Annotated in this window: 22 protein-coding genes; 8 read left to right on the top strand and 14 right to left on the bottom strand. The window is 71.6% G+C overall.

Going from position 1 to position 24,503, the window contains the following annotated elements:
• The first annotated feature begins 17 nt into the window (after positions 1–17).
• Genes QSK31_RS05135 through QSK31_RS05145 form a run of 3 tightly spaced genes read left to right on the top strand, consistent with a single transcriptional unit; the run spans position 18 to position 3,325 of the window.
• Entirely contained in the window at positions 18–1,772 is a 1,755-nt protein-coding gene (locus QSK31_RS05135; protein ID WP_285681506.1) for a CehA/McbA family metallohydrolase domain-containing protein, read from the top strand.
• Between the two features lie 9 nt (positions 1,773–1,781).
• Complete coding sequence (locus QSK31_RS05140) at positions 1,782–2,105, top strand: YciI family protein (RefSeq protein ID WP_285681507.1); 324 nt, start codon at positions 1,782–1,784, stop codon at positions 2,103–2,105.
• Positions 2,102–3,325, top strand: coding sequence for an RNA polymerase sigma factor (locus QSK31_RS05145; protein WP_285681509.1), 1,224 nt, complete (start codon positions 2,102–2,104; stop codon positions 3,323–3,325). The genes QSK31_RS05140 and QSK31_RS05145 overlap by 4 nt, the downstream gene beginning before the upstream one ends.
• Positions 3,326–3,331: 6 nt before the next feature.
• On the opposite strand, the gene QSK31_RS05150 is transcribed toward QSK31_RS05145, so the two are convergent.
• The 5 genes from QSK31_RS05150 to QSK31_RS05170 form a co-directional block, all read right to left on the bottom strand.
• The gene (locus QSK31_RS05150) at positions 3,332–5,059 is read right to left on the bottom strand and encodes a potassium channel family protein (RefSeq protein ID WP_285681510.1); all 1,728 of its coding nucleotides are present in this window, start codon (positions 5,057–5,059) and stop codon (positions 3,332–3,334) included.
• Between the two features lie 42 nt (positions 5,060–5,101).
• Positions 5,102–5,488, bottom strand: a complete 387-nt coding sequence (locus QSK31_RS05155) for a DUF6394 family protein (protein WP_285681511.1) — start codon at positions 5,486–5,488, stop codon at positions 5,102–5,104.
• A 39-nt stretch (positions 5,489–5,527) separates the two neighbouring features.
• Entirely contained in the window at positions 5,528–6,502 is a 975-nt protein-coding gene (locus QSK31_RS05160; RefSeq protein WP_285681512.1) for a class I SAM-dependent methyltransferase, read from the bottom strand.
• A gap of 103 nt (positions 6,503–6,605) precedes the next feature.
• Positions 6,606–7,064 (bottom strand): prepilin-type N-terminal cleavage/methylation domain-containing protein, encoded by a 459-nt coding sequence (locus tag QSK31_RS05165; protein WP_285681514.1) that lies wholly within the window; start codon positions 7,062–7,064, stop codon positions 6,606–6,608.
• Positions 7,065–7,196: 132 nt separating this feature from the next.
• Positions 7,197–7,697, bottom strand: coding sequence for a glutathione peroxidase (locus QSK31_RS05170; protein WP_285681516.1), 501 nt, complete (start codon positions 7,695–7,697; stop codon positions 7,197–7,199).
• 162 nt (positions 7,698–7,859) lie between these two features.
• On the opposite strand from QSK31_RS05170, the gene QSK31_RS05175 reads away from it, so the two are divergent.
• The gene (locus QSK31_RS05175) at positions 7,860–9,206 is read left to right on the top strand and encodes an FAD-dependent oxidoreductase (RefSeq protein ID WP_285681518.1); all 1,347 of its coding nucleotides are present in this window, start codon (positions 7,860–7,862) and stop codon (positions 9,204–9,206) included.
• 49 nt (positions 9,207–9,255) lie between these two features.
• Here the strand turns inward: QSK31_RS05175 and QSK31_RS05180 are convergent, their stop codons facing one another.
• From QSK31_RS05180 to QSK31_RS05190, 3 genes are all read right to left on the bottom strand, one after another.
• Positions 9,256–11,688 carry an immune inhibitor A domain-containing protein gene (locus QSK31_RS05180; RefSeq protein WP_285681520.1) on the bottom strand — a complete coding sequence of 811 codons (2,433 nt, stop codon included), beginning with the start codon at positions 11,686–11,688 and terminating at the stop codon, positions 9,256–9,258.
• A gap of 97 nt (positions 11,689–11,785) precedes the next feature.
• Positions 11,786–14,917, bottom strand: coding sequence for a family 78 glycoside hydrolase catalytic domain (locus QSK31_RS05185; protein WP_285681522.1), 3,132 nt, complete (start codon positions 14,915–14,917; stop codon positions 11,786–11,788).
• A 198-nt stretch (positions 14,918–15,115) separates the two neighbouring features.
• Positions 15,116–16,315, bottom strand: a complete 1,200-nt coding sequence (locus QSK31_RS05190) for an FAD-dependent monooxygenase (RefSeq protein ID WP_285681524.1) — start codon at positions 16,313–16,315, stop codon at positions 15,116–15,118.
• Between the two features lie 104 nt (positions 16,316–16,419).
• On the opposite strand from QSK31_RS05190, the gene QSK31_RS05195 reads away from it, so the two are divergent.
• The gene (locus QSK31_RS05195) at positions 16,420–17,331 is read left to right on the top strand and encodes a TetR/AcrR family transcriptional regulator C-terminal domain-containing protein (protein ID WP_285681525.1); all 912 of its coding nucleotides are present in this window, start codon (positions 16,420–16,422) and stop codon (positions 17,329–17,331) included.
• 55 nt (positions 17,332–17,386) lie between these two features.
• On the opposite strand, the gene QSK31_RS05200 is transcribed toward QSK31_RS05195, so the two are convergent.
• A complete protein-coding gene (locus QSK31_RS05200) occupies positions 17,387–17,623 on the bottom strand; it encodes a type 2 periplasmic-binding domain-containing protein (RefSeq protein ID WP_285681527.1) in 237 nt (78 codons plus the stop codon).
• Between QSK31_RS05200 and QSK31_RS05205 the strand changes: the two genes are divergently transcribed.
• Positions 17,622–18,302 (top strand): SDR family NAD(P)-dependent oxidoreductase, encoded by a 681-nt coding sequence (locus tag QSK31_RS05205; RefSeq protein ID WP_285681530.1) that lies wholly within the window; start codon positions 17,622–17,624, stop codon positions 18,300–18,302. The genes QSK31_RS05200 and QSK31_RS05205 overlap by 2 nt on opposite strands.
• A 43-nt stretch (positions 18,303–18,345) precedes the next feature.
• Here the strand turns inward: QSK31_RS05205 and QSK31_RS05210 are convergent, their stop codons facing one another.
• Genes QSK31_RS05210 through QSK31_RS05220 form a run of 3 tightly spaced genes read right to left on the bottom strand, consistent with a single transcriptional unit; the run spans position 18,346 to position 21,217 of the window.
• Positions 18,346–18,996 carry a response regulator transcription factor gene (locus QSK31_RS05210; protein ID WP_285681532.1) on the bottom strand — a complete coding sequence of 217 codons (651 nt, stop codon included), beginning with the start codon at positions 18,994–18,996 and terminating at the stop codon, positions 18,346–18,348.
• A complete protein-coding gene (locus QSK31_RS05215) occupies positions 18,984–20,114 on the bottom strand; it encodes a hypothetical protein (protein ID WP_285681534.1) in 1,131 nt (376 codons plus the stop codon). Before QSK31_RS05215 ends, QSK31_RS05210 begins: the two co-directional genes overlap by 13 nt.
• Positions 20,111–21,217 carry a sensor histidine kinase gene (locus tag QSK31_RS05220; protein WP_285682041.1) on the bottom strand — a complete coding sequence of 369 codons (1,107 nt, stop codon included), beginning with the start codon at positions 21,215–21,217 and terminating at the stop codon, positions 20,111–20,113. The genes QSK31_RS05215 and QSK31_RS05220 overlap by 4 nt, the downstream gene beginning before the upstream one ends.
• A 140-nt stretch (positions 21,218–21,357) precedes the next feature.
• Between QSK31_RS05220 and QSK31_RS05225 the strand changes: the two genes are divergently transcribed.
• Both QSK31_RS05225 and QSK31_RS05230 read left to right on the top strand, forming a co-directional pair.
• On the top strand, positions 21,358–22,191 hold the full coding sequence (locus tag QSK31_RS05225) for a peptidoglycan-binding domain-containing protein (protein ID WP_285681536.1): 834 nt from the start codon (positions 21,358–21,360) through the stop codon (positions 22,189–22,191).
• A 15-nt stretch (positions 22,192–22,206) separates the two neighbouring features.
• Positions 22,207–22,806, top strand: coding sequence for a hypothetical protein (locus tag QSK31_RS05230; protein ID WP_285681538.1), 600 nt, complete (start codon positions 22,207–22,209; stop codon positions 22,804–22,806).
• Between the two features lie 93 nt (positions 22,807–22,899).
• Here the strand turns inward: QSK31_RS05230 and QSK31_RS05235 are convergent, their stop codons facing one another.
• Together QSK31_RS05235 and QSK31_RS05240 are read right to left on the bottom strand one after the other, a co-directional pair.
• The gene (locus QSK31_RS05235) at positions 22,900–23,688 is read right to left on the bottom strand and encodes an oxidoreductase (RefSeq protein WP_285681540.1); all 789 of its coding nucleotides are present in this window, start codon (positions 23,686–23,688) and stop codon (positions 22,900–22,902) included.
• A gap of 4 nt (positions 23,689–23,692) precedes the next feature.
• The gene (locus tag QSK31_RS05240) at positions 23,693–24,487 is read right to left on the bottom strand and encodes an alpha/beta hydrolase (protein WP_285681542.1); all 795 of its coding nucleotides are present in this window, start codon (positions 24,485–24,487) and stop codon (positions 23,693–23,695) included.
• Positions 24,488–24,503: the final 16 nt, after the last annotated feature.

Raw genomic sequence — 24,503 nt, forward strand, 5'->3', positions numbered from 1 at the left:
CCAGATCTGGAGGAGCCATGTCCAAGCCCGTCTCGCGTCGTTCCCTGCTCGCCGCCGCGGCGACCGGGGCGGGGCTGGCGGCCACCCACGCCGTCCCGTCGGACGCCGGCCGCCCGGCGCTGAAGCCGATCAGCATGGCCATGCACATCCACGGGCCGTTCAGTGAGGGCGGCGCCAGCTTCGAGGCGCACCTGCACCAGGCCCGGACCCACGGCGTCGACCTGGTGTGGTGGACCGATCACGACTTCCGGGTCGCCGCGCACGACCACCGGCAGGCGGTGCACTTCGACGCCGTCACGGAGAACGAGAACGGCCTGGCGTGGACGTGGGCTCAACGCACGGAGGGGGTTCTCGCCACGGCGGCATCCACCTTCGTGGACAGCCCGCACAGTGCCGACGACCCCGGTCGCGCCCTGCGGCTGTCCGCCCGTGGTGCCGTCGCCGCGGGCGGAATCCTGTGGCACGTGGGGTCGGCGTGGAACTCCACCTACAACGCGTGCGTCGCCGACACGACTCTCACCCTCGACGTCTTCCCGGAGCAGGCCGGTCCCGGCGCGACCCTGCTGGTGCAGATGAAACTCTCCTACCACCCGGAGGGCGAGTACGTCCTGCGGTACCGCGTCGGGGGCGTGGGGGCGAAGGCGTACACCACGGAGGGTCTGCTCGGCACCGTGGATCTCCCCGCGCCGACCTGGACCTGGACCCGGCTGTCGCTGCGGCTCGCGGAGGACATCGGCCGGCTCTGGCCGGACATGGTCGCCGGCGACAACAGCATGCGTGGGCTGCGGATCGGCGTCGCCGCCGGTGCGGACCAGCTGGCCGGGTTCGTCGTCGACCGGCTCACCTTCGACCGGTCGCGGCGGGCCGGGCAGGAGGGTGAGGACCTGCGCGCCGAGGTGCTGGCCGGGTACGACGAGAAGTACGCCGACGTCAAGCACTACCGCGCGTACGAGGTCTCCCTGGTCCGCCACCTGAACTGGTACGGCGGCGACCAGACCCTGCCGGCCTTCCCCTCGCCGCCGATCCGCGACGACGAGCCCGCTGCCGCCGCCGCGATGGTGAAGTTCCTGCACTCCCACGGCGGCATCGTCTGCTGGAACCATCCGATGGACATCGAGACCCGCGAGGGCCTGGCGACCCTGATGATCGAACGCGAGGTGCTCGGCGCCGACCTCGTGGAGATCGGCCGCGACCCCCAGGAGGATCTGCTGTGGGTCTTCGACGTGGCGGCCCGCAACGCGCTGTTCTTCACTGCGGTGGGCGCCAGTGACGACCACGACGGCGAGGACTGGCTGGCAACCCCGGAGCGATTCCTGACGTACGCCTGGGCGCCGACCCGCCGCCGGACCGACGTCGTGCCGGCGCTGCGCAGGGGGGCGGCCTGGTTCGTCGACCCGGTGCATTACCGCGGGTCGCTGGACCTGCGCGTGGCGGGCGACGACGCGATGGGCGCCGTCTACCTCACCAAGGCGAAGTCGGTGCGGGTGGACGTCGTGGCCGCCGCGCTGCCGGTCGGCTCGATGCTGGAGATCATCACCGGGGTCGTCGACCTGGCCGGCACCAGCCGGCTGGCCCCTTCGGTCACCGTGCAGCGCGTCCCGGCGTCGGCGATGATGTCCGGCAAGCACCGCCTCAAGGTCCTTCCCGGGGCCGGTGCCTACGTGCGCTCGCAGGTCCGGCTGCCCGACAATCGGCTGATCGCCGTGTCGAACCCCGTGTGGCTGCTCCCGAAGGCGCCACCGCGAGGAGTTCCGGCCGACCGGAAGAGATGAGGAACCGGCATGCAGTATCTGGTCTCCGTGATCGCCGACGAGACCTACTCCGCCACCGATGAGGAGATGGCGGCCACCATCGCGTTCAACAAGGGTCTTCAGGCCGACGGCTACTGGGTCTTCGCCGGCGGCCTCACCGAGCCCAGCACGGCCACCGTCGTCGACAACCGGGGCGGCGAGGCGCTGTTCACCGACGGGCCGTTCCTGGAGTCGAAGGAGCACCTCGCCGGCTTCTGGGTGATGGAGGCGCCCGACCTGGACGTGGCGCTCGAGCTCGCCGCCGCCGGGTCGAAGGCCTGCAACCGCAAGGTGGAGGTACGGCCGTTTCAGTGAGTGAGGCGATCACCCGCGCCCACCACGAGGAGTGGGCGGGAGTCGTCGCCGCCCTGAACAGGCGATTCGGCGACCTCGACACCGCGGAGGAGTCGGCTGCCGAGGCGTTCGCCACCGCCGTCGAACGGTGGCCGGTGGACGGCGTGCCCCCGAATCCCGGCGCCTGGCTCACCACGACCGCCAACCGCAAGGCCATCGACCGGATCCGGCGGGAGAACAAGCGCTTCGACAAGCAGAAGGAGGCTCAGGCGCTGATCGGCGACGACCCGCCGGAGCCGCCCGGCGCCGTCGACGACGACCGGCTCCGGCTGATCTTCACCTGCTGTCATCCGGCGCTCGCCCCGGAGACCCGCGTGGCGCTGACACTGCGGCTGGTCGGCGGTCTGAGCATGCCTGAGATCGCCCGGGCCTTCCTGGTGCAGGAGAGCGCCATGGGCCAGCGGATCACCCGCGCGAAGGCCAAGATCAAGGCGGCCCGGATCCCGTACCGGGTGCCGTCCGCGGAGGATCTCCCGGGCCGCGTCTCCGGTGTGCTCGCCGTCCTCTTCCTGGTCTTCAACGAGGGCTACCTGGCGACCGGCCCGGACACCGATCCGGTGCGCCACGACCTGACCGCCGAGGCGATCCGGCTCACCCGCCTGGTACACGGCCTGCTGAGAGACGACGGCGAGGTGGCCGGGCTGCTGGCGCTGATGCTGCTCACCGAGGCCCGCCGCCCCGCCCGGGTGTCGGCGACCGGCGAGTTGGTCACCCTCGGCGAGCAGGACCGGGGCGCCTGGGACGCGACGCTGATCGCCGAGGGTCATCAGCTGGTCCGCGAGCGCCTGGCCACCGGGGCGGCCCCGGGCCGCTACCAGATCCTCGCCGCGATCAACGCCGTGCACACCTCCGCCAGCGACGTCCGCGACACCGACTGGTCGCAGGTCGTCGCCCTCTACGACCAGCTCGTCCGCCTCGACCCGTCACCGATCGTCGCCCTCAACCGGGCCATCGCGGTCGCCGAGCTCGACGGTCCGGACGTGGCGCTGGCGGCCGTCGACCGCCTCGAGGACGCGCTGGCCGGCTATCACGCCTACCACGCGACCCGCGCCGACCTGCTCCGCCGGATGAGCCGCGTACGGGAGTCCCGGTCGGCGTACGACAGGGCCATCGAGCTGGCCGGCAACACCGCCGAGACCGCCACCCTGACCCGCCGCCGCGACCAGCTGGGCCAGCACTGACGGGGTTCAGCGCTGACGGGAGTGCGGGACGCGCCCGGTCACGATCTGCCAGAGCCGGCCCGACGGCACCGATCGTCCGCGCAGCACGTACTCGCTGAGGGCGTCGTTCATCATGGTCTCGGCGAGATGGCGCTGCGCCGACCGCCGGCCGGCGAACAGGATCTGGTCACCCGCGGCCAGCGGGGCGTCGTCGTCCGGGGTGAGGACGCTGTCCCCGGCGTGCCGTGACAGCAGCAGCGGCACGGCGGCCAGCTGCCGGCCGCGGTCCTGAGGACTGCGCAGCAGGTCACCCAGGCGGGCGTCGCCGCCGCGCAACCAGGAGCCGAGCGCGGGCGCCTCGGCGTCGTTCAGTGTGACCTTCCAGACGACGCCCAGCTGCCGGTCGCACTGGTTCCCGAGGCGGTCGACCAGGTGCGCCGCCCACGCGTCGTCCCGGGTGAGCATGTCCTGCAGGAACCGCCACAGGAGTGGGGTGCTCAGCTGCGCGTAGACCTCCCGCGCCATCACCTCGGTGGGCACCAGCAGCCAGTCGACGTCCACCGCGGCGAAGAGCGGGGCGCTGGCGGGGCGGTTCTGCCGCGCGGCGATGTACAGGTCGGGATTGATGGCGCGGGCGGCGGCGATCAGCGACAGGTTGGTGGTGTCGTTGTGGGTGCCCGCGACCAGCCCGACCGCCTGCCCCAGGCCCGCGCGGGCGATCACCGCCGGATCGGATGCGTCGCCGACGATGATCGCCGGGTCCGCGCCGGTGCCCGGGTCGAGGTCGATGATCGTCACCTCGAGACCCTCGGCCCGCAGGTCCCGGGTCAGCTCCCGCCCGAAACGGCCGTGGCCGCACATGATCCAGCGGCCCGTCGTCGGGGCCTGGCCGCGCGGCGGCAGGTCCGCTCCCGGACCGTTCACCAGCCAGGACATCAGCTGGTACGAGGCGGGCGCGTGCAACGCCAGCCGGAGATGATCGCCGAACCGGTCGAACGGATTGACGATGGTCGGCGACCCGAAGGCCCGCATCCGCTGCGCGATCACCGGCGACGTCGTCCGGGCGATGACCGGCAGGCCCGGCCGCAGCAGGGCCGCGGTCATCGACACCTCCAGGTTCGTCTCGTCGTCGTCGGTGAGCGCGACCACGCCCTCGCAGCGCGGATGCTCCAGCCCCGCGAGGCCGAGGGACCGTGGGTCGCGGGCGTCGGCGGCCAGCCCGGGCACGTCGGCGTGGTACTGGTCCACATCGAGCGAGTCGACCCGGTCGGAGGAGGTGTCGAGCACGACGAAGCGGCGCCCGAGCGTGTCCAGCGACCGGCCCAGCAGCCGGCCCGTCTGGCCGTACCCGACGATCAGCAGGAACGGCTCGCGCAGCCGGGCCACCTTCCGGGCGAAGCGCTGCAGCGCGAGCGCCTGCCGGAACGCCCGGTCCTGCAGCAGGGTCAGCAGCGAACCGATCGCGTACGCCCAGCCGACGACGGTGAAGTAGATCGTGGCCATCACCCAGAGCCGCTGCGCGCCGGTGAACGGATGCGGGATCTCGCCGTACCCGATCGTGGTGGCCGTGTAGCTCATGAAGTAGAACGCGTCGAAGAACCCCATCCGGTACGGCTGCCCGGCGGCGTCGCGGCCCGGGATGAGCGACAGGCCCAGCACGCTGATCGCGAAGATCATGATCAGGACGATCAGCGGGGCGCGCATCCGGCGCAGGATGAGGAAGATCGTCGACGAGGTCTCCGTGGGCCCTCTCATCGACTCTCCGTGGGTCCTGTCATCGGCTCTCCGCGTGTCCTCTCACCGGCGGCGGAACGACACGGTCTCGATCACCAGCAGCACGACCGAGACGAGGTTGGCCAGCAGCGCCCCGCCGGACAGCGACACCACACTGGCCATCGCCGACGGGTCGAGACCGGCCGAGGAGATCTGGCTCGCGTACGCCCACACCAGCGCGGCCGCGATCAGCTGCAGGTCGGCCACGAGACTGGTCGCCAGATGCACCGCCCCGATCTGCGTCCGGTCGCCGAATTTCAGCACGGTCGCGATCAGGCTCACCACGACCGCGGCGAACAACTCGTACACGTTGTGCAGCGACGGGTCGGACAGGTCACCGATGAAGAACCCGAAGTTCAGCGTCGCGGCCAGCAGCACGAAGAAGCCGAAGATCACCTTTTCCAGACTCATCCACGGCTCCCTGAGGTCGAAACCCCACGCTATCGGTGGTCAAGGGCGACGTGCCAGCACCGTGGCGCCGTGTTCGACGGGCTCGAATCCGGCCGAGGCGAGTTCGGTGCTCAGCTCGCCGGTGGTCACCGCCGGGACGTCCCACGCCTGCAGCAGCAGCGTCTGCATCGCGATCTGCGGATTCACCGGCCCCGCGGCGGGGGCAGGCAGGACCGGCGCGACCAGCAGTCCGCCCGGTCGCAGCAGCCGGAACGCGTTGGCCAGGGTCTTGACCCGGCTCGCGGCGGGGAAGAAGAACTGACTCCAGAAGACCATGTCGAACGGCTCCGGGTCGGTGAAGGCCGTGGCGTCCCCGGCGACGAAACGCACCCGGCCGGCGACGCCGAGCCCCTCCGCGTCGGCACGTGCCCGGTCGAGCAGGTCGGCGGCGAGATCGACGCCCACGGCGGTCAGGCGCGGGTGTAGCTGCAACAGCGTCAGCAGGTGGCCACCGAGGCCACAACCCAGCTCCACCGCGCGTACGTCGCCGGCGGCCAGCGCCTCGCCCCACGCGGGAATCCGTTCGACGGCGTCCCGCAGAGCCCGCCTGGCGAGTTCGGTCGACGGCGCCGCCGAGGAGCCGGCCGCGATCGCCGCCCGATCGTCGTCGGACAGGTCGCCGTACCGGTCCGGCCCGTCCGGGGTGAACATCTGCTCGTACAGCCGCGCCCGCACCGCGACGTTGCGCAGCTGGTTGGTGAAGAGGATGTCGGCGCCGTCGCGCAGCAGCGGCGCGTAGGTCACGCTCAGCCGATAGCGGTCCGGGTTGTCGCTGTCCAGCACGCCCGCCGCACGCAGGGCAACGCAGATGTCGCGGACCCGTCCCGGGCCGATACCGGTCTGCCGGGCCAGGTCGACGACGCCGATCTCCGCGCCGAGGTGGGTCAGGAACCCTGAGGTGAGCGCGCCCCTGAGCAACGCCGCCTGCTGCGCCGCCAGGGCAAGCGCGCCGATCGCCTTACTGGTCTCGTCCATGTGAACCACCGACGTGAGCCAGGGGCGGAAGTTCAGCGGCCGCGACCACCATCACGGTGGCCGCGGCCGGCACGGGTCAGCGGGTGGCCGCGGCCACGGCTGGTCAGCTGCTGCAGGTGGCGAGGGTCAGCGTGCCGCTGGAGGCGGTGACCGAGCCGCCGTTGGCGCTGTTGTAGACGTACCACTTGTCGCTGCCGCCGGTGTTGTTGGCGCAGAGCAGGTAGGTGGTGCCGTTGTTGACGTAGCCGAGCTGGGTCTTGTCCGACATCGTGATGGTCTGCGTCGTGCCGCCCCCGGCGATGGCGAGGGTCAGCGAGCCGGTGCCGCTGATCGTGTCCGGGTAGGTGTTGTTGTTGCTGGTGTAGAACTGCTCCACGGCGCTGACCCCGCCGCGTACGTCGGACTGCGCCGACTTGTCGGCCGCGCCCTTGCGGTAGTTCAGGTAGACCGGCACCGCGATCGCGACGAGCACGCCGATGATGACCACGACGACCAGCAGCTCGATGAGGGTGAAGCCCTCGTCGCCGCGCTTGGCTCGGATCCGGTTGATGCTCTGCCGCATGGGGTCCTCCGTGGGGATCAGGCAGCCCTGGTGGCTGCCGTGCCGCAACCATCGGCGGCCCGCCGGAGGAGGTGAGGGGGAGCTGCCTCAAGCGTCGCTCAAGACGTGAGGCAGTGCTCCCTCGAGCGTGGCTCAGGACGTGGGCAGCGCCGCCTCGATCGCGGCGACCACCTCGGGCGCGTCGGGACGGGTCTGCGGACCGAAGCGCGCACGCACCTCGCCGTCCGGCCCGACCAGGAACTTCTCGAAGTTCCACCGGATGTCGCCGGTGTAGCCCTCGGCGTCGGCCTCGGTGGCCAGCGCCTCGTACAGCGGATGCCGGCCGGCGCCGTTGACCTCGATCTTCTCGGTCATCGGGAAGGTCACGCCGTACGTGGCGCTGCAGAACTCGGCGATCTCCTCGGCGGTGCCGGGCTCCTGACCACCGAACTGGTTGCACGGGACGCCCAGCACGGAGAAGCCCCGCGCCGCGTAGCGCTCGTGCAGCTCCTCCAGCGCCGCGTACTGCGGGGTCTTGCCGCAGCGGGAGGCCACGTTGACGACCAGGACCTCGGTCCCGCGGAACTGCGCCAGGTCCAGTGGCTTGCCCTGAAGGTCAGCGATCGGTACGTCGTAGATGGGGGGCTGGGTCACGCGGTCCTCCGGGAGTAGTCGACGCACCCAGCCTAGCCACGCTCCGGGCGTCAGACCCGCAGTGATCTCCACCTCTAAAGGGTCTCGCCCTTCGAGGGGTTAGGTAAGGCGTGCCTAACATTGCCGGGTTGATCTGACCACCTGGGAAAGGGAACCGCGACCATGGATCGTCCGCTGCGGATCGCCGTCATCGGGACCGGCCCGGCCGGCATCTACGCCGCCGACCACCTCACCAAGGCGTCCGAGACGGTCACGGTCGACGTCCTCGACCGCCTGCCGACGCCGTACGGCCTGATCAGGTACGGCGTGGCGCCCGACCACCCGCGCATCAAGGAGGTCGTCAACGCGCTGTTCCGGGTGCTGGACAACCCGCGGATCCGGTTCCTGGGCAACGTCGAGTACGGCGTCGACGTCAAGCAGGAGGAGCTGAGCCGCTTCTACGACGCGACGATCATCGCCACCGGCGCCGAGAAGGACCGCCCGCTCGACATCCCCGGCGTCGACCTGCCCGGCAGTTTCGGCGGCGCGGACTTCGCCGCCTGGTACAACGGGCACCCGGACGTGCCGCGCGACTGGCCGCTGACCGCCGGGAAGGTGGCCGTGATCGGCGCCGGGAACGTGGCCGTCGACGTGGCCCGGATCCTCGCGAAGACCGCCGAGGAACTGCTCGAGACCGAGATCCCGGACAACGTCCACCGGCACCTGGCGGCCAGCCCGGTCACCGACGTGCACGTCTTCTCCCGGCGCGGCCCGGCCCAGGTCAAGTTCACCCCGCAGGAGCTGCGCGAGCTCGACGTGTCGCCGGACGTCGAGGTGGTCGTCCACCCGGAGGGCTTCGAGTTCGACGAGGGCAGCCTCGCCGCGATGCGCGCGACCCGCCACGTCAAGATGTGCGTCGACATCCTGCAGAACTGGGCCGTCCGCGAACCGCGCGACCGTGCGCGCCGGCTGCACCTGCACTTCCTGCAGGCGCCCGTCGCCGTCCTCGGCGACGGGAAGGTCGAGGGGCTGCGCACCGAGACCCAGGAACTGACCGGCGACGGCTGGGTGCGCGGCACGGGTGAGTTCACCGACTGGGACGTCCAGGCCGTCTACCGTGCCGTCGGGTACCTCAGCCAGGCACTGCCCGATCTGCCCTTCGACAACGCCACCGGCACCATCCCGCATCTCGCCGGGCGCGTCCTGGACCTGGACGGCGAGCACATCCCCGGGATGTACGTCACCGGCTGGATCAAGCGTGGCCCGGTGGGCCTGATCGGCCACACCAAGGGCGACGCGGGCGAGACCGTGCGGAGCCTGCTCGAGGACGCGGCCGGGCTCCCGGCAGCACCCGAGCGTGACCCGGACGCCGTGCTCGAGCACCTGCACCGGGGCGGGGTGCGCCACACCACCTGGGCCGGGTGGCAGCGGCTGGACGCTCACGAGATCGCCCTCGGTGTGCCGCACGACCGCAAGCGCGTCAAGGTCGTCGACCGCCAGGCTCTGATCGACATCGCGCGGGGCGCCTGACGCAGAGGGTGCCCGGGAGAACGGACTCCCGGGCACCCGACGAGAAGGGTCAGGAAATTCTGATCTCGGCCGAGGCGCCGTTCTCCTCGACAACGCGGATCTTCACGCCGGTCGCGGGCAGCTTGACCCCGTGGTTCGGCAGTTCGGCGTAGAAGTACTGCTTGGTGTCGTCGAACAGCGGCTGCGCGGCCTGTCCCCGGATGTAGGAGGGCCGGCCGTTGACGTGCAGCGTGAACGAGTCGGCCTTGCGCAGGCCGAACGGCGCGTCGTAGACCTGGATGCGCGAGCTCCACGGCAGGCCGTCCAGCCGGTACATCGGGCGCGGGTGCGCGTCGATGTAGAGGTTGCGGCCCTGGCCCGGATGCGTGTTGGTGTCGTTGTCCACCTGCGACCGGTCCCAGTAGGAGATCAGCAGCCCCTGCTGGTACGCGTAGTGCTCGACCCAGTTCGGCTTCGTGTTGGCGAACCCGAAGTTGTACGGGCCGGTCCGCAGGTACCGGTCGTACGAGATGTGGGTCCGCCGGCCGGCGATGTAGAAGTTGTCGTAGTCGCCGGTCGAGCTGGTGCCCACGGTGGTGAACCCGCGCAGCGTCCACGGCGAGGCGCTCTCGGCGTCGTCGCTGAACAGGACCGTGCCGCCGTCGACGACCTGGATGTTGTCGGCGAAGAAGCCACCGGCCGCGTAACCACCGTCGGTGCGGTAGTAGAACTGCAGGTAGACGTTCTGACCGGCGTAGGCGTCCAGCGGCACGGACACGTCCGCCCACCGGCCGTCGGTGCTGCCGCCGAGCGCGGGCCGCGGTGTGTTGGCCCCGTCGCGGATGAACGGCTCCCCGTCGACCGTGCCGTCCAGGGCCGTCCACCTCTGCCCGTCCAGGGACGCCCGGACGTACAGGTAGTCGAAGCCCTCCTCGATGTCGTAGCGCGCCTTGAACGTCAGCGTCGGGTCGGTCGCGCCGGTGAGGTCGAACTGCCGGGTCATCGAGTTGCGCAGATCGTCGGCGTTGCCGGAGAAGTACTGCCGCGACCCCGCGTAGGGCGCCCCGAACTCGGTGGTGACCCGTTTCTTCGGCAGCACCACGACGGCGGCCTGGGCCTGGTCCGTGTTGTACTCCTCCGGGCCGAGCGTGAGGGTGCGTTTCTGCTTCGCGACCACGGTCTCGTAGTCGAGCCAGCCGAGCTGCAGCTTGTTCCACGCGCCGAGGTCGCCCGGCCGGGTGCCGAGCGGCTCGCCGGCCGCGTTCAGCCGGCTCTGCGCCATCAGCGTCCAGTGCTCGTTGTTGTTGGTGCCGCCGGTCAGCACGTTGTAGTCGTCGGGCAGGCCCAGGTCGTGGCCGTACTCGTGGGCGAACACGCTGAGCCCGCCGTTCTCCGGCTGCATCGTGTAGTCGCCGATCCACAGTCCGGTGTCGGCGATCTCGGTGCCGCCCAGCAGGTTGCCGGACGGGCCGCGGTCACCCTCGTCGTCCTGGTAGGCGAAGGCGCGGTGGCTCCAGATGGCGTCCTCGGCCTGCCACGGGTCGCCGTCCGCCTCGTCGCCGCCGGCGTGCACGATCTGGAAGTGGTCGAGGTAGCCGTCCGGCTCGTTGAAGTTGCCGTCGGCGTCGAAGTCGTACCGGTCCCACTGGTCGAAGGTCTTGAGCTCGGCGACGATCTCCGCCCGGGTGCGCCCGCGGGCCTCCTGGTCGGCGACCCACTGGTTGGCGGCGTCCCGGACCAGGTCGAAGGTCGTGTTGCAGACGTTGCCGGCGCAGACGTTCGGGTCGTCGCCGTTGGCGTCGTTCGGGTTGTCGCCGGAGCGGCCGTACCGGGCCTCGTTGTACCGGACCTTCACCCAGTCGGTGACGGTGCCGTCCACGCTGTACCGGCCGGAGGACTGCGTCTCGTAGTAGGTCTTGACCGACTCGACGTCGCGGCCCTCGCCGAAGTAGAGGTCCTGGTAGTGCTGGCGGCCGTAGTCGGCCTGCCAGACGGTCTTGTTGTCGACGGACCGGTCCGGGGCCGGGATCTGGTTGCGCACCGGCCCGTCGAACCGCTGCGGTCCCGGTTTGGAGGGGTTGGTGTCCCGGTCCGGGAATCGCGGGTCGCGCTCGTCGCCGAACTCGGCGAGGATCACGAAGATCCGGTCGGTCTTCTCGCGGGCGAGCTCGACGTACTGATCACGGTCGGCGGACGCGCCGCGGCGGTTGCCCGCCTCCCCGCCGAACGCTCCGCCACCGGAGGCCTGGCCGACCTTGACGACGGTGCTGCCGTTGCGCTTCTCCGGCGTCGCGCGGCCGGACAGGACGTCGCTGACGGCCTTCTCCCGGAGCGCCCGGCGCTTCTTCTCCAGCGGGCTGATCAGCTCGTCGTCGGCCGGACCGGGTTCGCCCGTGACCGCGGGCGCGGATGGCGCTGGGGCCGCGGCGGCCGCGGGGCTGAGCGAGATGCCCACCCCGGACGCCAGGCTCAGGCTCAATAAGCTCCGCACGATCTTTCGCATCGACAAATCCCCCCGAATCCCACGAGCCGGCCCTGGCCGGAACCGGCGGCCCACATTGGAACGTAGACATCGACGCGCGCCGAGGGAAGACCTGCGCTCAATCTGGCAGAGCGACGAAGACGTGCTTGCCGGGCCCGACGGTGAACGTGGCATGACCGCCGCTCATACCGGCGAAGCGGGCGCCCGCCGGCGCGGTGACCTCCCGCCGGGCGTGGGCGGGCACGAAGACCGTGGCGGTCGCGCCGCCCGGCACGCCGGCCCGGAGGGTGAAGCGGTTCCGCGTACGGGTCCAGCTCGAACTGACCTCGCCGAGCGGGGTGCCGACGTGGGCGGAGGCGCTGCTCAGATCACCCGCCAGGGTGGGCTTGACGGTCACCGCGGTGTAGCCGGGAGCGGCCGGCTCGATGCCCGCCACGCGCTGGTAGAGCCAGTCGTCGACCGTCCCGAGGAACGCGTGGTCGTGCGAGCGTGCGGAGGCGCCCCACTCCTCCCACATCGTGGTGGCGCCGAGTTCTTCGAACCAGTAGCCCCAGCCGGGGTAGGTCGGGTTGGTCGCGACCCGGTAGGCGAGATCCGCGTGACCGGTGTCGGTGAGCACCGGCAGGAGAAGCTTCGTGCCGAGCGCGCCGGTGTTCAGGTGCGCGCCGCGCTGCTCGACGTCGGCGACCAGGTTCGCGACAACCCGCGCCCGGTCGGCCTCCGGCACGATGCCGAGGCTCAGCGGCAGCAGGTTGGAGGTCTGCCGGTAGCCGGCCGACCGGTCGTCGACGTAGACGCCCGCCGACCGGTCGAGGAAGGCCGCGTTGAACGCGTCCGCGATGGTGGCCGCCAGCGCCTCGAAGTGCCGGGCGTCGGCGTCGTGGCCGAGGGCGCGGGCCATCCGCGCCAGCTTCGTGGCGGTGAGGTGCAGGTACGCCGTACCGGCGAGCCTGGTCCCCTCGGGCGCGAACGCGAACCCGGGCGACAGCCAGTCGCCGTAGCTGAAGCCGGTGTAGATGTTCCCGGTCGCGGCGATCGTGCGCTCGTAGTAGCCGAGCCACGCCTTCATCGCGTCGTAGTTCTCGGCGATGGCGCCGGTGTCGCCGTAGTACCAGTACAGGTCCCAGTTCACCAGCACGAAGCTCGCCGACCAGATCGGATCCTTGACCGCCCGCCCGGATTCCGTGGTGGGTTCGGTGGTGCCGAGCGATCCGTCCGCGTTCTGGTCGTCGCGGTGCGAGCGCATCCAGTTCCGGTAGAACTCGCGCATGTCGAAGTGGGCGATGGCCGAGTCGGCGTAGAGGTGACCGTCGGCGGTGTACGGCCGCTTCTCGTACATCGGGGTGTCCGTCGGGATCGAGTGCAGGTTGTTCAGGATCGTGTTCCGCTGGGCGTCCTGGTAGCGGTTCAGCAGGTCGCTCGAGCTGGTGAAGCCGCCGGTGGTGGCCACGGCGGTGTGCACGCGCACGCCGTACACCGACTCCAGCGTCACCCCCGGCGGCGCGTCGATCTGGGCGTACCGGAAACCCGCGTAGCTGTAGCTGGGTTGATAGAGCTCCAGGCCGTCGCCTTTCAGGGTGTACGCGTACGCCTGGAGCCGCATGCCGAACCCGCCGACGTTGTCCACGGTCCCGTCCGCGCGCAGCTTCTCGCCGTAGGTGATGCGCACCGTGGCGCCGGCCGGGCCGCGCACCCCGATCCGGGCCCACCCGGCCGTCGGGCTGCCGAAGTCGTAGACGTGCGCACCGGCGACCGGCTCGGTGACGCCGGCGACCGCCAGCGGCTCGGTCACCTTGATCGGCGGGAACGTCTGTGGCCGCAGGGTTCCGCCGGGCCCGTCGACGAGCAGCGCCGGCGTCCATCCGGTGTCGTCGAAGCCGGGCCGGTCCCAGCCCGGCCGTTCCAGGCGCGCGTCATAGGTCTCGCCGAACCACAGCGACTCCGAGCGGGTCGGTCCGCCGGCCACCGTCCAGTCGTCGCCGCTGAGCACCCGGTGGCTGGTGCCGTCCCGGTAGGTGATGTCGAGTTCCAGTTTCAGCCGCGGCTCGCCCCACCAGGCGGACGCCTTCCACTCGTCCGGGTTCGTCATCGAGTGGAAGCCGCGACCCAGACCGACCCCGATGGCGTTGGTCCCGCCGCGCAGGGCGGCCGTGACGTCGTACGTGCTGTAGAGGACGGTCTTGTCGTAGACCGTGAACCCGGGATCGAGCTCGTGGTCGCCGATCCGGCCGCCGTTGAGGAAGAGCTTGTTGTAGCCGAGCCCGGAGATGTACGCGCGGGCCGACGCGACCGGCTTGGTGACGGCGAACTCGTTGCGCAGCAACGTTTCCGGCGGGGGAGGGGCGGAGACCGAACTGCCCCACGGCCCGCTGCCGTAGGCGGCGGCCACCCGGGCGGCGGGCCAGGCGGTGTCGTCGAAGCCGGGCTGCTCCCAGCCCGGCGCGGCGGCGTCGGCGGACTTCCACCGGCCGTCGGTCACCAGGTCCTCGAGTTTCACGAGCAGCCCGGCCGGTCCGGCGTTGGTGTTGACCGCCACGACGGCGATCACGTTGGCGCCCGGTCGAAGCAGCGCCGAGACGTCCACGATGGAGGCTGTCCGCCACGCGTCGGCCACGGCGGGGGAACGCACCGCCTCCCGCCCGTTCACGTAGAGGGTGAAGGCGTCGTCCGCCGTCACCTGGAGCTCGGACGCGCCGGCCGGCAGGTCGAACGTACGCCGGAAATAGCGTGTCCCGGCCGGGACCGAGCTCGCCGCGTCCCCCTCGGGATGCCAGATCCAGCTCGCGCCCTCGAAGGAGAGAGCCGGCGCGGTGCGGTGCGCGCCGATCCAGTCGCCCTGGAACTGCTCCGGGCGCAGGAACGCCGTCTCGAACCAGCCCGGCCTGCTCCAGCCGGAGGCCTGGCCGCCGGCCCACACGCGGACCCGCCAGAAGTAGCGGGTGCGGGAGGCGAGCGCCGGCCCGGCATAGTCCACATCGAACGACTTCGCCGAAACGACACGACCGCTGTCCCAGACGTCCGCGGGCCCGTTGCGGGTCTTCGAGACCTCGATCTCGTACGCCGATTGCGGCTTACCCCGGGTTGAAAGGATCCAGCCGAGGCGTGGCCGCGCGATGTCCACGCCCAGGGGGTCGGTCCGATGCTCGACGCTCAGCCCGGCGACACCGGCCTGCTGAGCGCTTGCGGGCGGGCTGCTCGTCAGCAGAAGGGCGGCCACCGCCACGACGACCAGTGCTGCCCTCGACGCCATGGTTCCCCCTGAATCGTTTCATTGTCCTGATTCGATGTCGACGCTATTGACATGCATCACTGTCGTCAAGGGTCGTACCAACCGCGGCATCATCGACGGCTTCGAGAACCCCTGGCTGCCGGTCGCCTGATCCGCCGCTCACCCGCGAGGCCCGGCGTTCGCCGGCGAGGCCCGGCGTTCGCCGGCGAGGCCCGGCGCTCATCGGCGAGGGCTGGTGAGCGCCGGGTACTCGCGGAGCGTGATCGCGTCGGCCTTGGCGAACTGTCTCTCGGCGAGCTGCCGGGCCGGCCAGCGCGTCATCATCCCCATCGAGAGCGCCCGGAGGCGGATCACCGCGCGGGACCGCGGCGCGAACATGCGGATCCCGCCCGGCGGCAGATCCAGTCCGCTCGCCACGTAGCCGGCCATCGCGTCCTGGTAGGCGGCGAACGCCCGCTCCGGATCGGTGGCCTCGGCCAGCTCGCCGGCCAGCACGTACGCGCCGACCAGGCTGAGGCTGGTGCCCAGCCCGGCCAGTGGCGAACCGCAGTACCCGGCGTCGCCGAGCAGCACCACCCGGCCGCGCCACCAGCGGTCCACCCGAACCTGGTTGATCGAGTCGAAGTAGAAGTCCGCCGCCCCGGGCAGCTGAGCCAGGAGTTCGTCGACCCGCCAGCCGGCGCCGGTCAGCCGCTCGGTGAGCAGCCGTTCCTGCTCGGCCCGGGACAGCCTCTCGAAGCGGGAATCGGCCTCGCGGAAGAACAGCGACGCCTTGGCGGTGCCTCCCCGTTCCGGGCGCAGCGTGGCCACCCGGCTGCCGGGAGCGTTGTACATCTGCAGCCAGTGGTCCAGGTCGCCGGGATCCCGCACGGTGAAGTACGCCGAGTACGCGCCCAGGTAGCGGACGAAGTCGTCGTCCGGGCCGAAGGCGAGTCGCCGCACGCCGGAATGCACACCGTCCGCGCCGACCACCAGGTCGTACCGTTCGCGGGCGCCGCCGGCGAACGTCACGTCCACGCCGTCCCGGTCCTGGGTGAGGACGGTGATCCGGTCCCCGAAACGGTAGCCGACGTCGCCGGAGGTCGCGTCGAGCAGGATCCGCGCCAGGTCACCGCGAGCGATCTCGATCTCCGCCACGATGCCGTCGCCGCCGAACAGGTCGGCCGGCAACTCGCCGATCCGCCGCCCGCGGCCGTCGACGAACGCGGCGCCACGCTCGTCCACCTGGTGCTCGCGGATGCGTTCCCGCAGGCCCATCCGCTCGACCACGCCCCGGGCAACGCCACGGACGTCGACCGGGTGCCCGCCCGGCCGAGGCCGCTCCGCCCGTTCCACGACGGTCACGTCGGCGCCCGCCCGGTGCAGCCACAGTGCCAGGGCCGGCCCGGCGATGCCGGCGCCGGAGATCAGTACACGCATGTCCCGCTCCTCTGCGTACTCTGTACATCGATGTACTAGAAGCTAGGTGCGAGCGTGCTCCAGGGCCGGAAAGCGCACTAGTACGGGAGGCAGGTGTACTACCCGTGGAGGCTCCCTTCCGGCGGATCGTCGCCGACATCCGCCGGCGCATCGAGGACGGCTCGCTGCGCCCCGGCGACCGGGTTCCGTCGGCCCGGGCGATCACCCGCGAGTGGGGCGTCGCCATCGCCACCGCGACCAAGGCGCACGCCGCCCTCCGCGAGGCCGGGCTGACCGTCGCCCGCCCCGGAGTGGGCACCGTCGTCGCCGGGCCGGCCCGTGACACCGAGCTCAGCCGGGAGCGGATCGTCGCCGCGGCGGTCGCCATCGCCGACCGGGACGGCATGGCCGAGGTCTCCATGCGCCGCATCGCCGCCGCCCTCGACGTGGCCACCATGTCGCTCTACCGGCACGTGCCGAGCCGCGACGACCTGATTGTCGGCATGATCGACATGGCGCTCGGCGACCTGCGCGGCGGCCGGGCCACCGGCGACTGGCGGGCCGACCTGCAGCGGAGCGCCCGTGCGCTGTGGGAGGTGTTCCAGCGTCACGCGTGGCTCGGCCCGTCCATGTCGCTGACCCGGCCGCAGCCGGCGCCCAACGCGCTGCGCCTGGGGGAGTGGATGATGGCCGCCCTGAACCCGACCCGGCTGGCCGTCACGGACCGGCTGCTGGTGCAGGTGCTGATCTTCAGCTTCGTGCGCGGCGTCGCCAGCGGACTCGAGCCGGAGAAGCTGGCCGTCCGGGACACCGGTCTGACCGACGACGAGTGGATGGAACGGCAGGGCCCGGCCTTCCAGCGGCTCGCGGCGCGGCATCCGGTGCCGCACTACGAGCAGGTGATGCGGCTGGACTCCGACTTCGAGTTCGACCTGACGGTGCTCTTCGAGTTCGGCCTCGCACGGCTCCTCGACGGCCTCGCCGTCCTGATCGAGCCACCGGAAGGCCCGCGCCGGCGTACGGGAGGAAGGTCTTAGACCCTGGTAAACAAGGGTTTCAGGTCTGGTGGTGGCGGGAGCGCGAGGGTCCTCATCACCGTGTGTGGCGATCTTCAAATCGAGGCGGCGCCGAGTTCTCGAGTCGGTCCGATCGGCTGGTCAGTGCCGCGGCCACGAACGCCGCGACGGCCGGTCGGTGTTCGTGCGCCGACCACGCCACCGCCAGCACGCTGACCGGCGCGTCGCCTACCGGCACCAGCGTCAGTCCAGGTGGGAGCAGTTCGGCCAGCGAGCGCGGAAGCACCGCGATGATCTTACCAAGATTGATCATGTGGACGAGCTGTGGCACGACCGCACGGCTCCTGCACGAAGCCGGTGCCCGGCCCGTCCTGGCGGCCCGCCGGGCCGACCGCCTCGAGGCGCTGGGCAAGGAGCTGGACGACGCTCTCGCCGTACCGACCGACGTCACCGATCCGGCCCAGCTTCAGGCCCTGATCGCGGCGACCGTCGACCGGTACGGTCGCGTCGACGGCCTGGTCAACAACGCGGGAGCCGGCACCTTCCACCGGATCGACGCGATCAGTCCGGCAGGCTTCCTCGACATGCTCAACCTGAACGTTGTCAGCGTGCTCAGCGGAATTCAGGCGGTACTTCCCCACATGCGCAAGGCCGGCGGTGGCCGGATCGTCAACGTGAGCTCGGGCAGCACCCGCGCGCCGATGCCCGGCAACGCCGCCTACCCGGCCACCAAGTGCGCGGTGAACCGGCTCTCCGAGGTCGCACGCATGGACCTGGCCGACGACGACATTCAGGTCACCCTGCTGCTGCCGTCCATCACCGCCACCGAATTCGGCGACGGTATGTTCCTCGACGGCAAGCCACGACCGGGCGGTCTGATCCCGCACTCCCCGGAATACGTCGCGAAGTTCATCGTGCGCGCCCTGCGCACCGGCGAGGAACGCATCGATATCCCGCACGGCCCGGAACAACCGATGGAATCGCTGCTGTAGCACCCTGCCAGCCGATCACCCCGAAACCCTTATCTACCAGGTCTTAGAGGTCGTCGAGCTGGATCAGGCCGTCCTGCAGGGCGCGGGCGACCAGGGCGGCCTTGGTCGGTGCGGGGCGGCCGGCGCGGGCATAACGGACCCGGACCCGGTCGATGTAGCCCTCGACCGTGCGGGGGGAGAGATTGCAGCGGGCCGCCACCAGCTGCTTGGACTCGCACTGGAACCAGGCCAGCAGTACCTCCTGCTCCCGGTCGGTCAGCTGTGGACGGTCGGAGGCGTCGTTCGCCGACATCGCTCCGGCGAGCGCGGGCGGCACGTACGGCAGGTCCTGAGCGGCGGCGCGCACCGCCGCGACCAGGTGCTCCTCGCCCTCGGCCTTGGTGAGGAAGGTCGCGCAACCGGCGTCCAGGCAGCGCAACGCGGTCTCGCGGTCCTCCCGCATGGTGTAGACGATGACCCGCCGGCCGGCCGCGACCAGTTCCGCGAGCGCGTCCCACGACACGGTGTTCCGGTCGGCGAGCTGCAGGTCCAGGACGACGACGTCGGCGAGCAGGCCGTCCGGGCTCCAGGCGATCCGCGGGTCGCTGCCCGCCGCCGTCACCGTGATCCCGGCGCCGTCGAACCAGGCGCGCGCTCCGGCAAGGACCACCGGATGGTCGTCGACGATCGCGACGGCCGGGTTCAGACGGGACATGTCAGCTCCACCCACAGGGTCTCATCGACGGTCGTCGTACGGATCGTCAGCGGCGCGGGAACCTCGGCGAACGTCAGACGCGAGCCCGGGACCGCTGTGCGGGCGACGACGCTCAGGCACAGGTGGGTCGCGGTCGGCACGGCCGTCAGTCGCAGGCGGACCGCGGGCAGGCGGGCGATCGCCCGGACCACCTCGCAGGCGGCCCGGCGCAGCTCGACCGGCAGGCCGGCGGTGTGCACGGCGACCTCAACCCGGGCGCCCGCCGCCTGCACGTCGTCGAGGCAGGCCGACAGGTCGTCGCCGAGCGGGTCGCCCTCAGCGCGGTGCCACTCAGCCAGCAGCCGGCGCACCTGAGCCGCCGCGACACCACTGCGCCGCCGCAACGTCTCATCCGGGTCGGGGCGGGGCGTTTCGGGTGTGGGGCCGGGCCGGTCGGGTGCTTCGGGTGCGGGGCCGGGCCGGCTGGGTGCTTCGGGTGCGGGGCCGGCCAGGCTCGCGAGGACGGGTTCGACCGCGGCGGCGACCGCGTGTGAACGGCGGAGCCGGTCGTCGTGCAGGGCGGCCGCCACGAACTGGTCCGTGCGGATGCTCTCCCGTGCCAGGCTCAGCAGGCTGGCCGCCCGGGCGGACCGTTCGATCGCCCGGGCCGCGAGCGCGATCGGGGCCTGCAGGCCGAGGATGCCGAGGGCGCGCGCGGTCATCAGGACGACCTCGTCCTCGCCGGCCCGGAGGGCGGAGGACTCGGCGAACACCACCGGGATGATCAGGCACAGCATGAGCAGCGTCAGCCGGCCGCCGGAGGCGATCGTCAGGAGCAGCCAGCCGTTTGTGCCGACGGCCCAGTTCGTGGTGGTGTGCTGCAGGGCGGCCGGCACGGTGGCGGCCACGGCCGCGGTGGCGGCGAGCGTCGCGACGCCGAGGATCGCGGCCAGCGTCCGCCGCAGCCGGGTGTGCCGCCGCGGCCACACCAGCAGCCCGGCCGTCGCGGCCCAGACGCCGACGGTGGTCAGGTAGGCCGCCCGGGAGCCCGCCAGGCCCTGATGACGGTAGAGAACCAGCAGCAGCACGCCTCCGGTCAACCAGGTGCCCCACTGAACCGCCCGGCGAAGGTCGGTCACGGCGCCGGCCAGCGGAGCTCGACCCGGGTGCCCTTGCCGGGGGCGCTGACCACCCGCGCGCTGCCGCCGACCCGCCGCATCCGGGCGTCGATGGACAGCCGCAGGCCGAGGTGCACCCCGCCGGGCACCTCGTCCGGCCGGAACCCGCGACCGTCGTCGACCACGTCGAGCTCCACCGAATCCGCCGTGGGCAGCCGCAGCTCCACCCGGACCTCGGCGGTGCCGGCGTGCCGTTCGACGTTGCGGACCGCCTCGTCACGGGCCAGGAGCAGAGCATTGATCGCGTACGGGGGAATCGCCGGAGTGCCGTGGGCCGGCGGAAGCACGGTGACGACGCCGAGCGTGTCGCTCTGGGGCGGCGTGGTCAGATCGGCGAACGTGCCGGCCCGGGGCGCGGGCTCGAGCCGGGACAGGTCGGACCGGGCGCGGCGGCGCAGCTCCGGGCCGCCGGCGCCGCGCGCCGACGCCGCGGTGAGCGTCGCGGCGACGGTGTCGTGCAGCACCGCCAGATGTTCCTCGACGTCGGCCCGGCGGGCGGTGGTCAGTTCGGCGTCCCGCCGGAGCGAAGCGGTGGCGATCGCGAGGTCGTCGACGCGCCGGGCGCTCCGGGACACCAGCACGATAAGGCACCTGGCCAGCGCACCCTGCCAGAGCAGCATCACCGCCTGAGAGCCGCCGAGGTCCCAGTCGCCGGTCGCCCGGGTGGATCCCAGCCACACGGCCGCCGACGTGACGAGGGTGTAGACGGCGCCGGCCCGCGGGCGGGTGTAGAACTGGGTCGCCCCCACGCAGACCGAGGTCACCGGCCGCGCCCAGTCGTCCAGATCAAGATGCCCGTGCGGCGGGTGGAACACGGGCAGCAGCACGCAGGCGGCGGCGAGCGGGACCACATCGACGGCCGCCGTCCAGCGTGGCCACCGGGCGGCGGCGACGAAGCCGAGCTGCCACGCCAGGACGGCGGCGACGACCACCGCGGAGGCCGCGGGCGTGCCCCCGATGGGCAGCAGGGCGGTGCAGGCGACGACGACGAGCACGCGGGCGACGAGGGCGATCCGGGCGGCGGCCGTCTTGACCGAGGTCTCCACCGGTCCGGTGTGACGCATGGTGTGCACGACCCCTCCCGCTCGCCGACATGGTAATCGGTCGATACGAATGGGGGTTGTTCAACCCTCACGGTCCGGTTTACCCGTCGGTAGCGTCCTGAGTCGACAGGACGGCGATCGCTTGTCCGGAAGGGTTTCCCGTGAATTTCTCCCGTCGTTCCCTGTTGGCGGTGTGCGCCGTCGTTCCGGCGCTCGCGCTGGCACCGCAGCCGGTGGCGGCCGCCGCCGCGCTGCCCACAGTCGACATGGAGGCGGTCCTCAAGGCCGCTCAGTGGGATCCGGCCAAGGCCGATTCGGCGATCACCCCCGGCGCCGGCCCGAGCGTCAAGCTGGTCGAGACGGCGCTGCGCAAGAAGGGCTACCTCGACCCGGCCTACGAGGACGGGCACTTCGGTTCGAGAACCATCACCGCGTACGCGCTGTGGCAGCGGGAGCTCGGCTACAGCGGCCTCGACGCCACCGGGCTGCCCGGCCGGACATCGCTGACGAAACTGGGCGATGGGCAGTTCACGCTGACCAGGGTCCTCACGCCCGGTGCCAAGACCACCCACCAGGGCTTTCCGGTCAACGCGCGCACCCTCGCGATGCTCCAGGCGGCGCAGGGGCGCTCCGGCCGTACGTACGTCGTCGAGCAGGGTTCCTACTCGGCCGGAACCGATCCGACCTCGGCCGGCACCCACGACGGCGGCGGCGCGCTCGACCTCGACGCCGAGGCGCTGACCGCCGCCCAGCGCACCGCCGCGGTGACCGCCCTGCGTCAGGTCGGGTTCGCGGCCTGGCTGCGGACACCCGCCCAGGGCGACTGGCCGCTGCACATCCACGCCATCGCGATCAGCGACACCGACCTGTCGGCGCCGGCGCAGAAGCAGGTCGGCGCCTACTACGAGGGCCGCAACGGCCTGGCGAACAACGCGGCCGACGACGGTCCGCGCGTTCCCAAGGTCACCTACGAGGAATACCTCCGTTCCCTCTGATCGAGGAGTTCGTCCATGAAGAAGAAACTCGTCGAGATGCGTCTCGGCCGCCGGGAACTCGCGGCCCGGAGCGTCGGCGACCACCACGAGAACCCGAACCCGAACTCATTCTGGAACGACCGGGGGGTACAACGTCCGATGACCTCACGTCTGCGGGCCGGCTTCACCGCCGGCCTCCTCCTCACCTCGCTGTTCACGCTCGCGGCGCAGTCACCGGCGTCGGCGGAGCCCACCGGGAACTGCGACGGTCAGCTGATCGACACCGCGGACATCCGGGCCGGCGGCCAGAGCTTCGGCACGCTGCGCCTCTACTACAACTCGAGCACCCGCAAGAACTGCGCCAAGGCGAGCAAGGCGTCCCGCCTCGTCGGCACGCGGCACTACATGTCCGTCTGGATCATCCGCTGCAAGGACGGCACCGGCGAGACCATCAGCACCTGTGACCAGATCGACCAGCCGACCGACGGCCTGAACATCGACTCCGGCGAATTCACCAGCTACGCCGGCCCGGTCCACAACAAGGGGTTGTCGGACGGTCTGTGCATCGACGCCGGGGTCACGATGGAGGTCGGCAGCGCCTTTCCCAGGGCCTCGATCGGCGGCCACTGCGACTGACCACAGCTCACCCCGTCCCCCGGGGGCGGAGAAGCCCGGCCGGCATGTTCTCCCGGCCGGGCTCCTGGCGTTCCGCGCGTGGTGACTCGGTGGTCAGAGGGTGGTGATCAGGCCGCCGTCGATGGCGAAGTCGGCGCCGGTGACGTTGGCGGTCCGGTCGCTGGCCAGCAGCAGGACCAGGTCGGCGACCTCGTCCGGCTCGGTGAACCGGCCGGTCGCCGACTGGCCGGCGGCGCCCGCGGCGACGCCCTCCGGGTTGGCCCCGCCGGCCTTGGCGACGGTGGCGGCCACGCCCCCGGGGCCCAGCCACAGCCCGGTGGCGACCGGTCCGGGGCTGACCGTCGTGACGCGGACGCCGTGCCGGGCCACCTCCTTGGACAGTGACTTGCAGAAGCTGGCCAGGGCGGCCTTGGCGGCGCTGTAGTCGATGACGAGCGGGTCGGGCAGCCGCGCGTTGACCGAGTTGACGGTCACGATCGCACTCGAGCCACGCTCGATGAGGTGAGGCAACGCGGCGCGCGTCGTGCGTACGGCGGAAAGGAAGTTGATCGTCAAGGTCGCCGCCCAGTCGTCGTCGGTGACCGAGAGGAACCCGCCGGTGCGAGGCCGGACCGCGCCGACGTTGTTGACCAGGATGTCGAAGCCGCCGAACCGGTCGACGGCCGTCTCGATGAGCCGGGCCGGGCCGTCCGGCGTGGTCAGGTCCACCGCCACCGGGTGGACGGTCGTGCGCGCGGCCAGGTCGGACAGTTCGGTGGTGGCCGTGCGCGCCCCGGCGACCACCGTGACGCCCTCGCCGGCCAGCGCCCGGGTGATCGCGAAGCCGATGCCCTTGCTGGCGCCGGTGACGACCGCCGTCCTACCGCTCAGATGAAGGTCCACGGCGTCAGAGGGAGTGCTGCTTGAGCCATGCCAGGGTGGCGTCGGCGACCTCGCGCCAGCCGTGGTCGACGGTCAGCGAGTGCCCCCGGTCGGCGAACTCCAGGATGTCGGTGACCGCGTCGGAGTGCCGGTACTGCTTGAGCGTGGCCCGGGTGACCGCCTCCGGCACGGTGTGGTCCCGGCCGCCCATCATCAGCAGCAGCGGTCCGCGCAGTTCGTTGGCGGTGTCCACCTTCGCCGGCGAGTGCGGGTCGAAGTTGGCCGCGGCGGCCTCGAAGAGCGGCTTGCCGGGCGCCGGGATCGCCCACTGCTCGAACAGCTCGCCGGACTCCTGCTCCGGGATCGCGTTGCCGAAGCCGTACCGGAACTGCTCGGCGGTCAGCGACACCGCCCGGTGCCGGTTGGCCGGGTTCTTGAAGACCGGGAAGGTGGCCCGCAGCGCGGACAGCGGCAGCGGCAGCACCCCCTTGATCTGCGCGGCGTCGATCGCGACGGCCGCCGCGGCGAGGTCCTGGCCGAGGAGCTTCTGGGCGATCATGCCGCCGAACGAGTGGCCGACGAGGATCGGCTTCGCGTCCAGCTTGCCGATGATCTCCGTGTAGTGGGCGACGACGTCGTCGATGCCGTGGTCGGCGACGCTGTCCGGGTTGGCGCGGGCCCCCGCGACGGTGTCCGGCTCGCCCGGCCAGCCGGGCGCCGAGGTCCGGTAACCGGCCTCCTGGAAGAGGCTCTGCCAGGGCGCCCACGAGGTCGCGTGCAGCCAGAGTCCGTGGATGAAGATCACATGTTCGTTCGCCATGACCGCAACGTAGTCG

The sequence above is a fragment of the Actinoplanes sp. NBRC 103695 genome (assembly GCF_030269485.1).
Taxonomy (GTDB): Bacteria; Actinomycetota; Actinomycetes; order Mycobacteriales; family Micromonosporaceae; genus Actinoplanes.

Coding starts and splice junctions, on each gene's coding strand:
- QSK31_RS05230 (WP_285681538.1), top strand. CDS start 22,207: ATGAAGAAGAAACTCGTCGAGATGCGTCTCGGCCGCCGGGAACTCGCG.
- QSK31_RS05205 (WP_285681530.1), top strand. CDS start 17,622: ATGTGGACGAGCTGTGGCACGACCGCACGGCTCCTGCACGAAGCCGGT.
- QSK31_RS05210 (WP_285681532.1), bottom strand. CDS start 18,996: ATGTCCCGTCTGAACCCGGCCGTCGCGATCGTCGACGACCATCCGGTG.
- QSK31_RS05150 (WP_285681510.1), bottom strand. CDS start 5,059: ATGAGAGGGCCCACGGAGACCTCGTCGACGATCTTCCTCATCCTGCGC.
- QSK31_RS05190 (WP_285681524.1), bottom strand. CDS start 16,315: ATGCGTGTACTGATCTCCGGCGCCGGCATCGCCGGGCCGGCCCTGGCA.
- QSK31_RS05200 (WP_285681527.1), bottom strand. CDS start 17,623: ATGATCAATCTTGGTAAGATCATCGCGGTGCTTCCGCGCTCGCTGGCC.
- QSK31_RS05160 (WP_285681512.1), bottom strand. CDS start 6,502: ATGGACGAGACCAGTAAGGCGATCGGCGCGCTTGCCCTGGCGGCGCAG.
- QSK31_RS05135 (WP_285681506.1), top strand. CDS start 18: ATGTCCAAGCCCGTCTCGCGTCGTTCCCTGCTCGCCGCCGCGGCGACC.
- QSK31_RS05240 (WP_285681542.1), bottom strand. CDS start 24,487: ATGGCGAACGAACATGTGATCTTCATCCACGGACTCTGGCTGCACGCG.
- QSK31_RS05140 (WP_285681507.1), top strand. CDS start 1,782: ATGCAGTATCTGGTCTCCGTGATCGCCGACGAGACCTACTCCGCCACC.
- QSK31_RS05220 (WP_285682041.1), bottom strand. CDS start 21,217: ATGCGTCACACCGGACCGGTGGAGACCTCGGTCAAGACGGCCGCCGCC.
- QSK31_RS05165 (WP_285681514.1), bottom strand. CDS start 7,064: ATGCGGCAGAGCATCAACCGGATCCGAGCCAAGCGCGGCGACGAGGGC.
- QSK31_RS05155 (WP_285681511.1), bottom strand. CDS start 5,488: ATGAGTCTGGAAAAGGTGATCTTCGGCTTCTTCGTGCTGCTGGCCGCG.
- QSK31_RS05185 (WP_285681522.1), bottom strand. CDS start 14,917: ATGGCGTCGAGGGCAGCACTGGTCGTCGTGGCGGTGGCCGCCCTTCTG.
- QSK31_RS05175 (WP_285681518.1), top strand. CDS start 7,860: ATGGATCGTCCGCTGCGGATCGCCGTCATCGGGACCGGCCCGGCCGGC.
- QSK31_RS05180 (WP_285681520.1), bottom strand. CDS start 11,688: ATGCGAAAGATCGTGCGGAGCTTATTGAGCCTGAGCCTGGCGTCCGGG.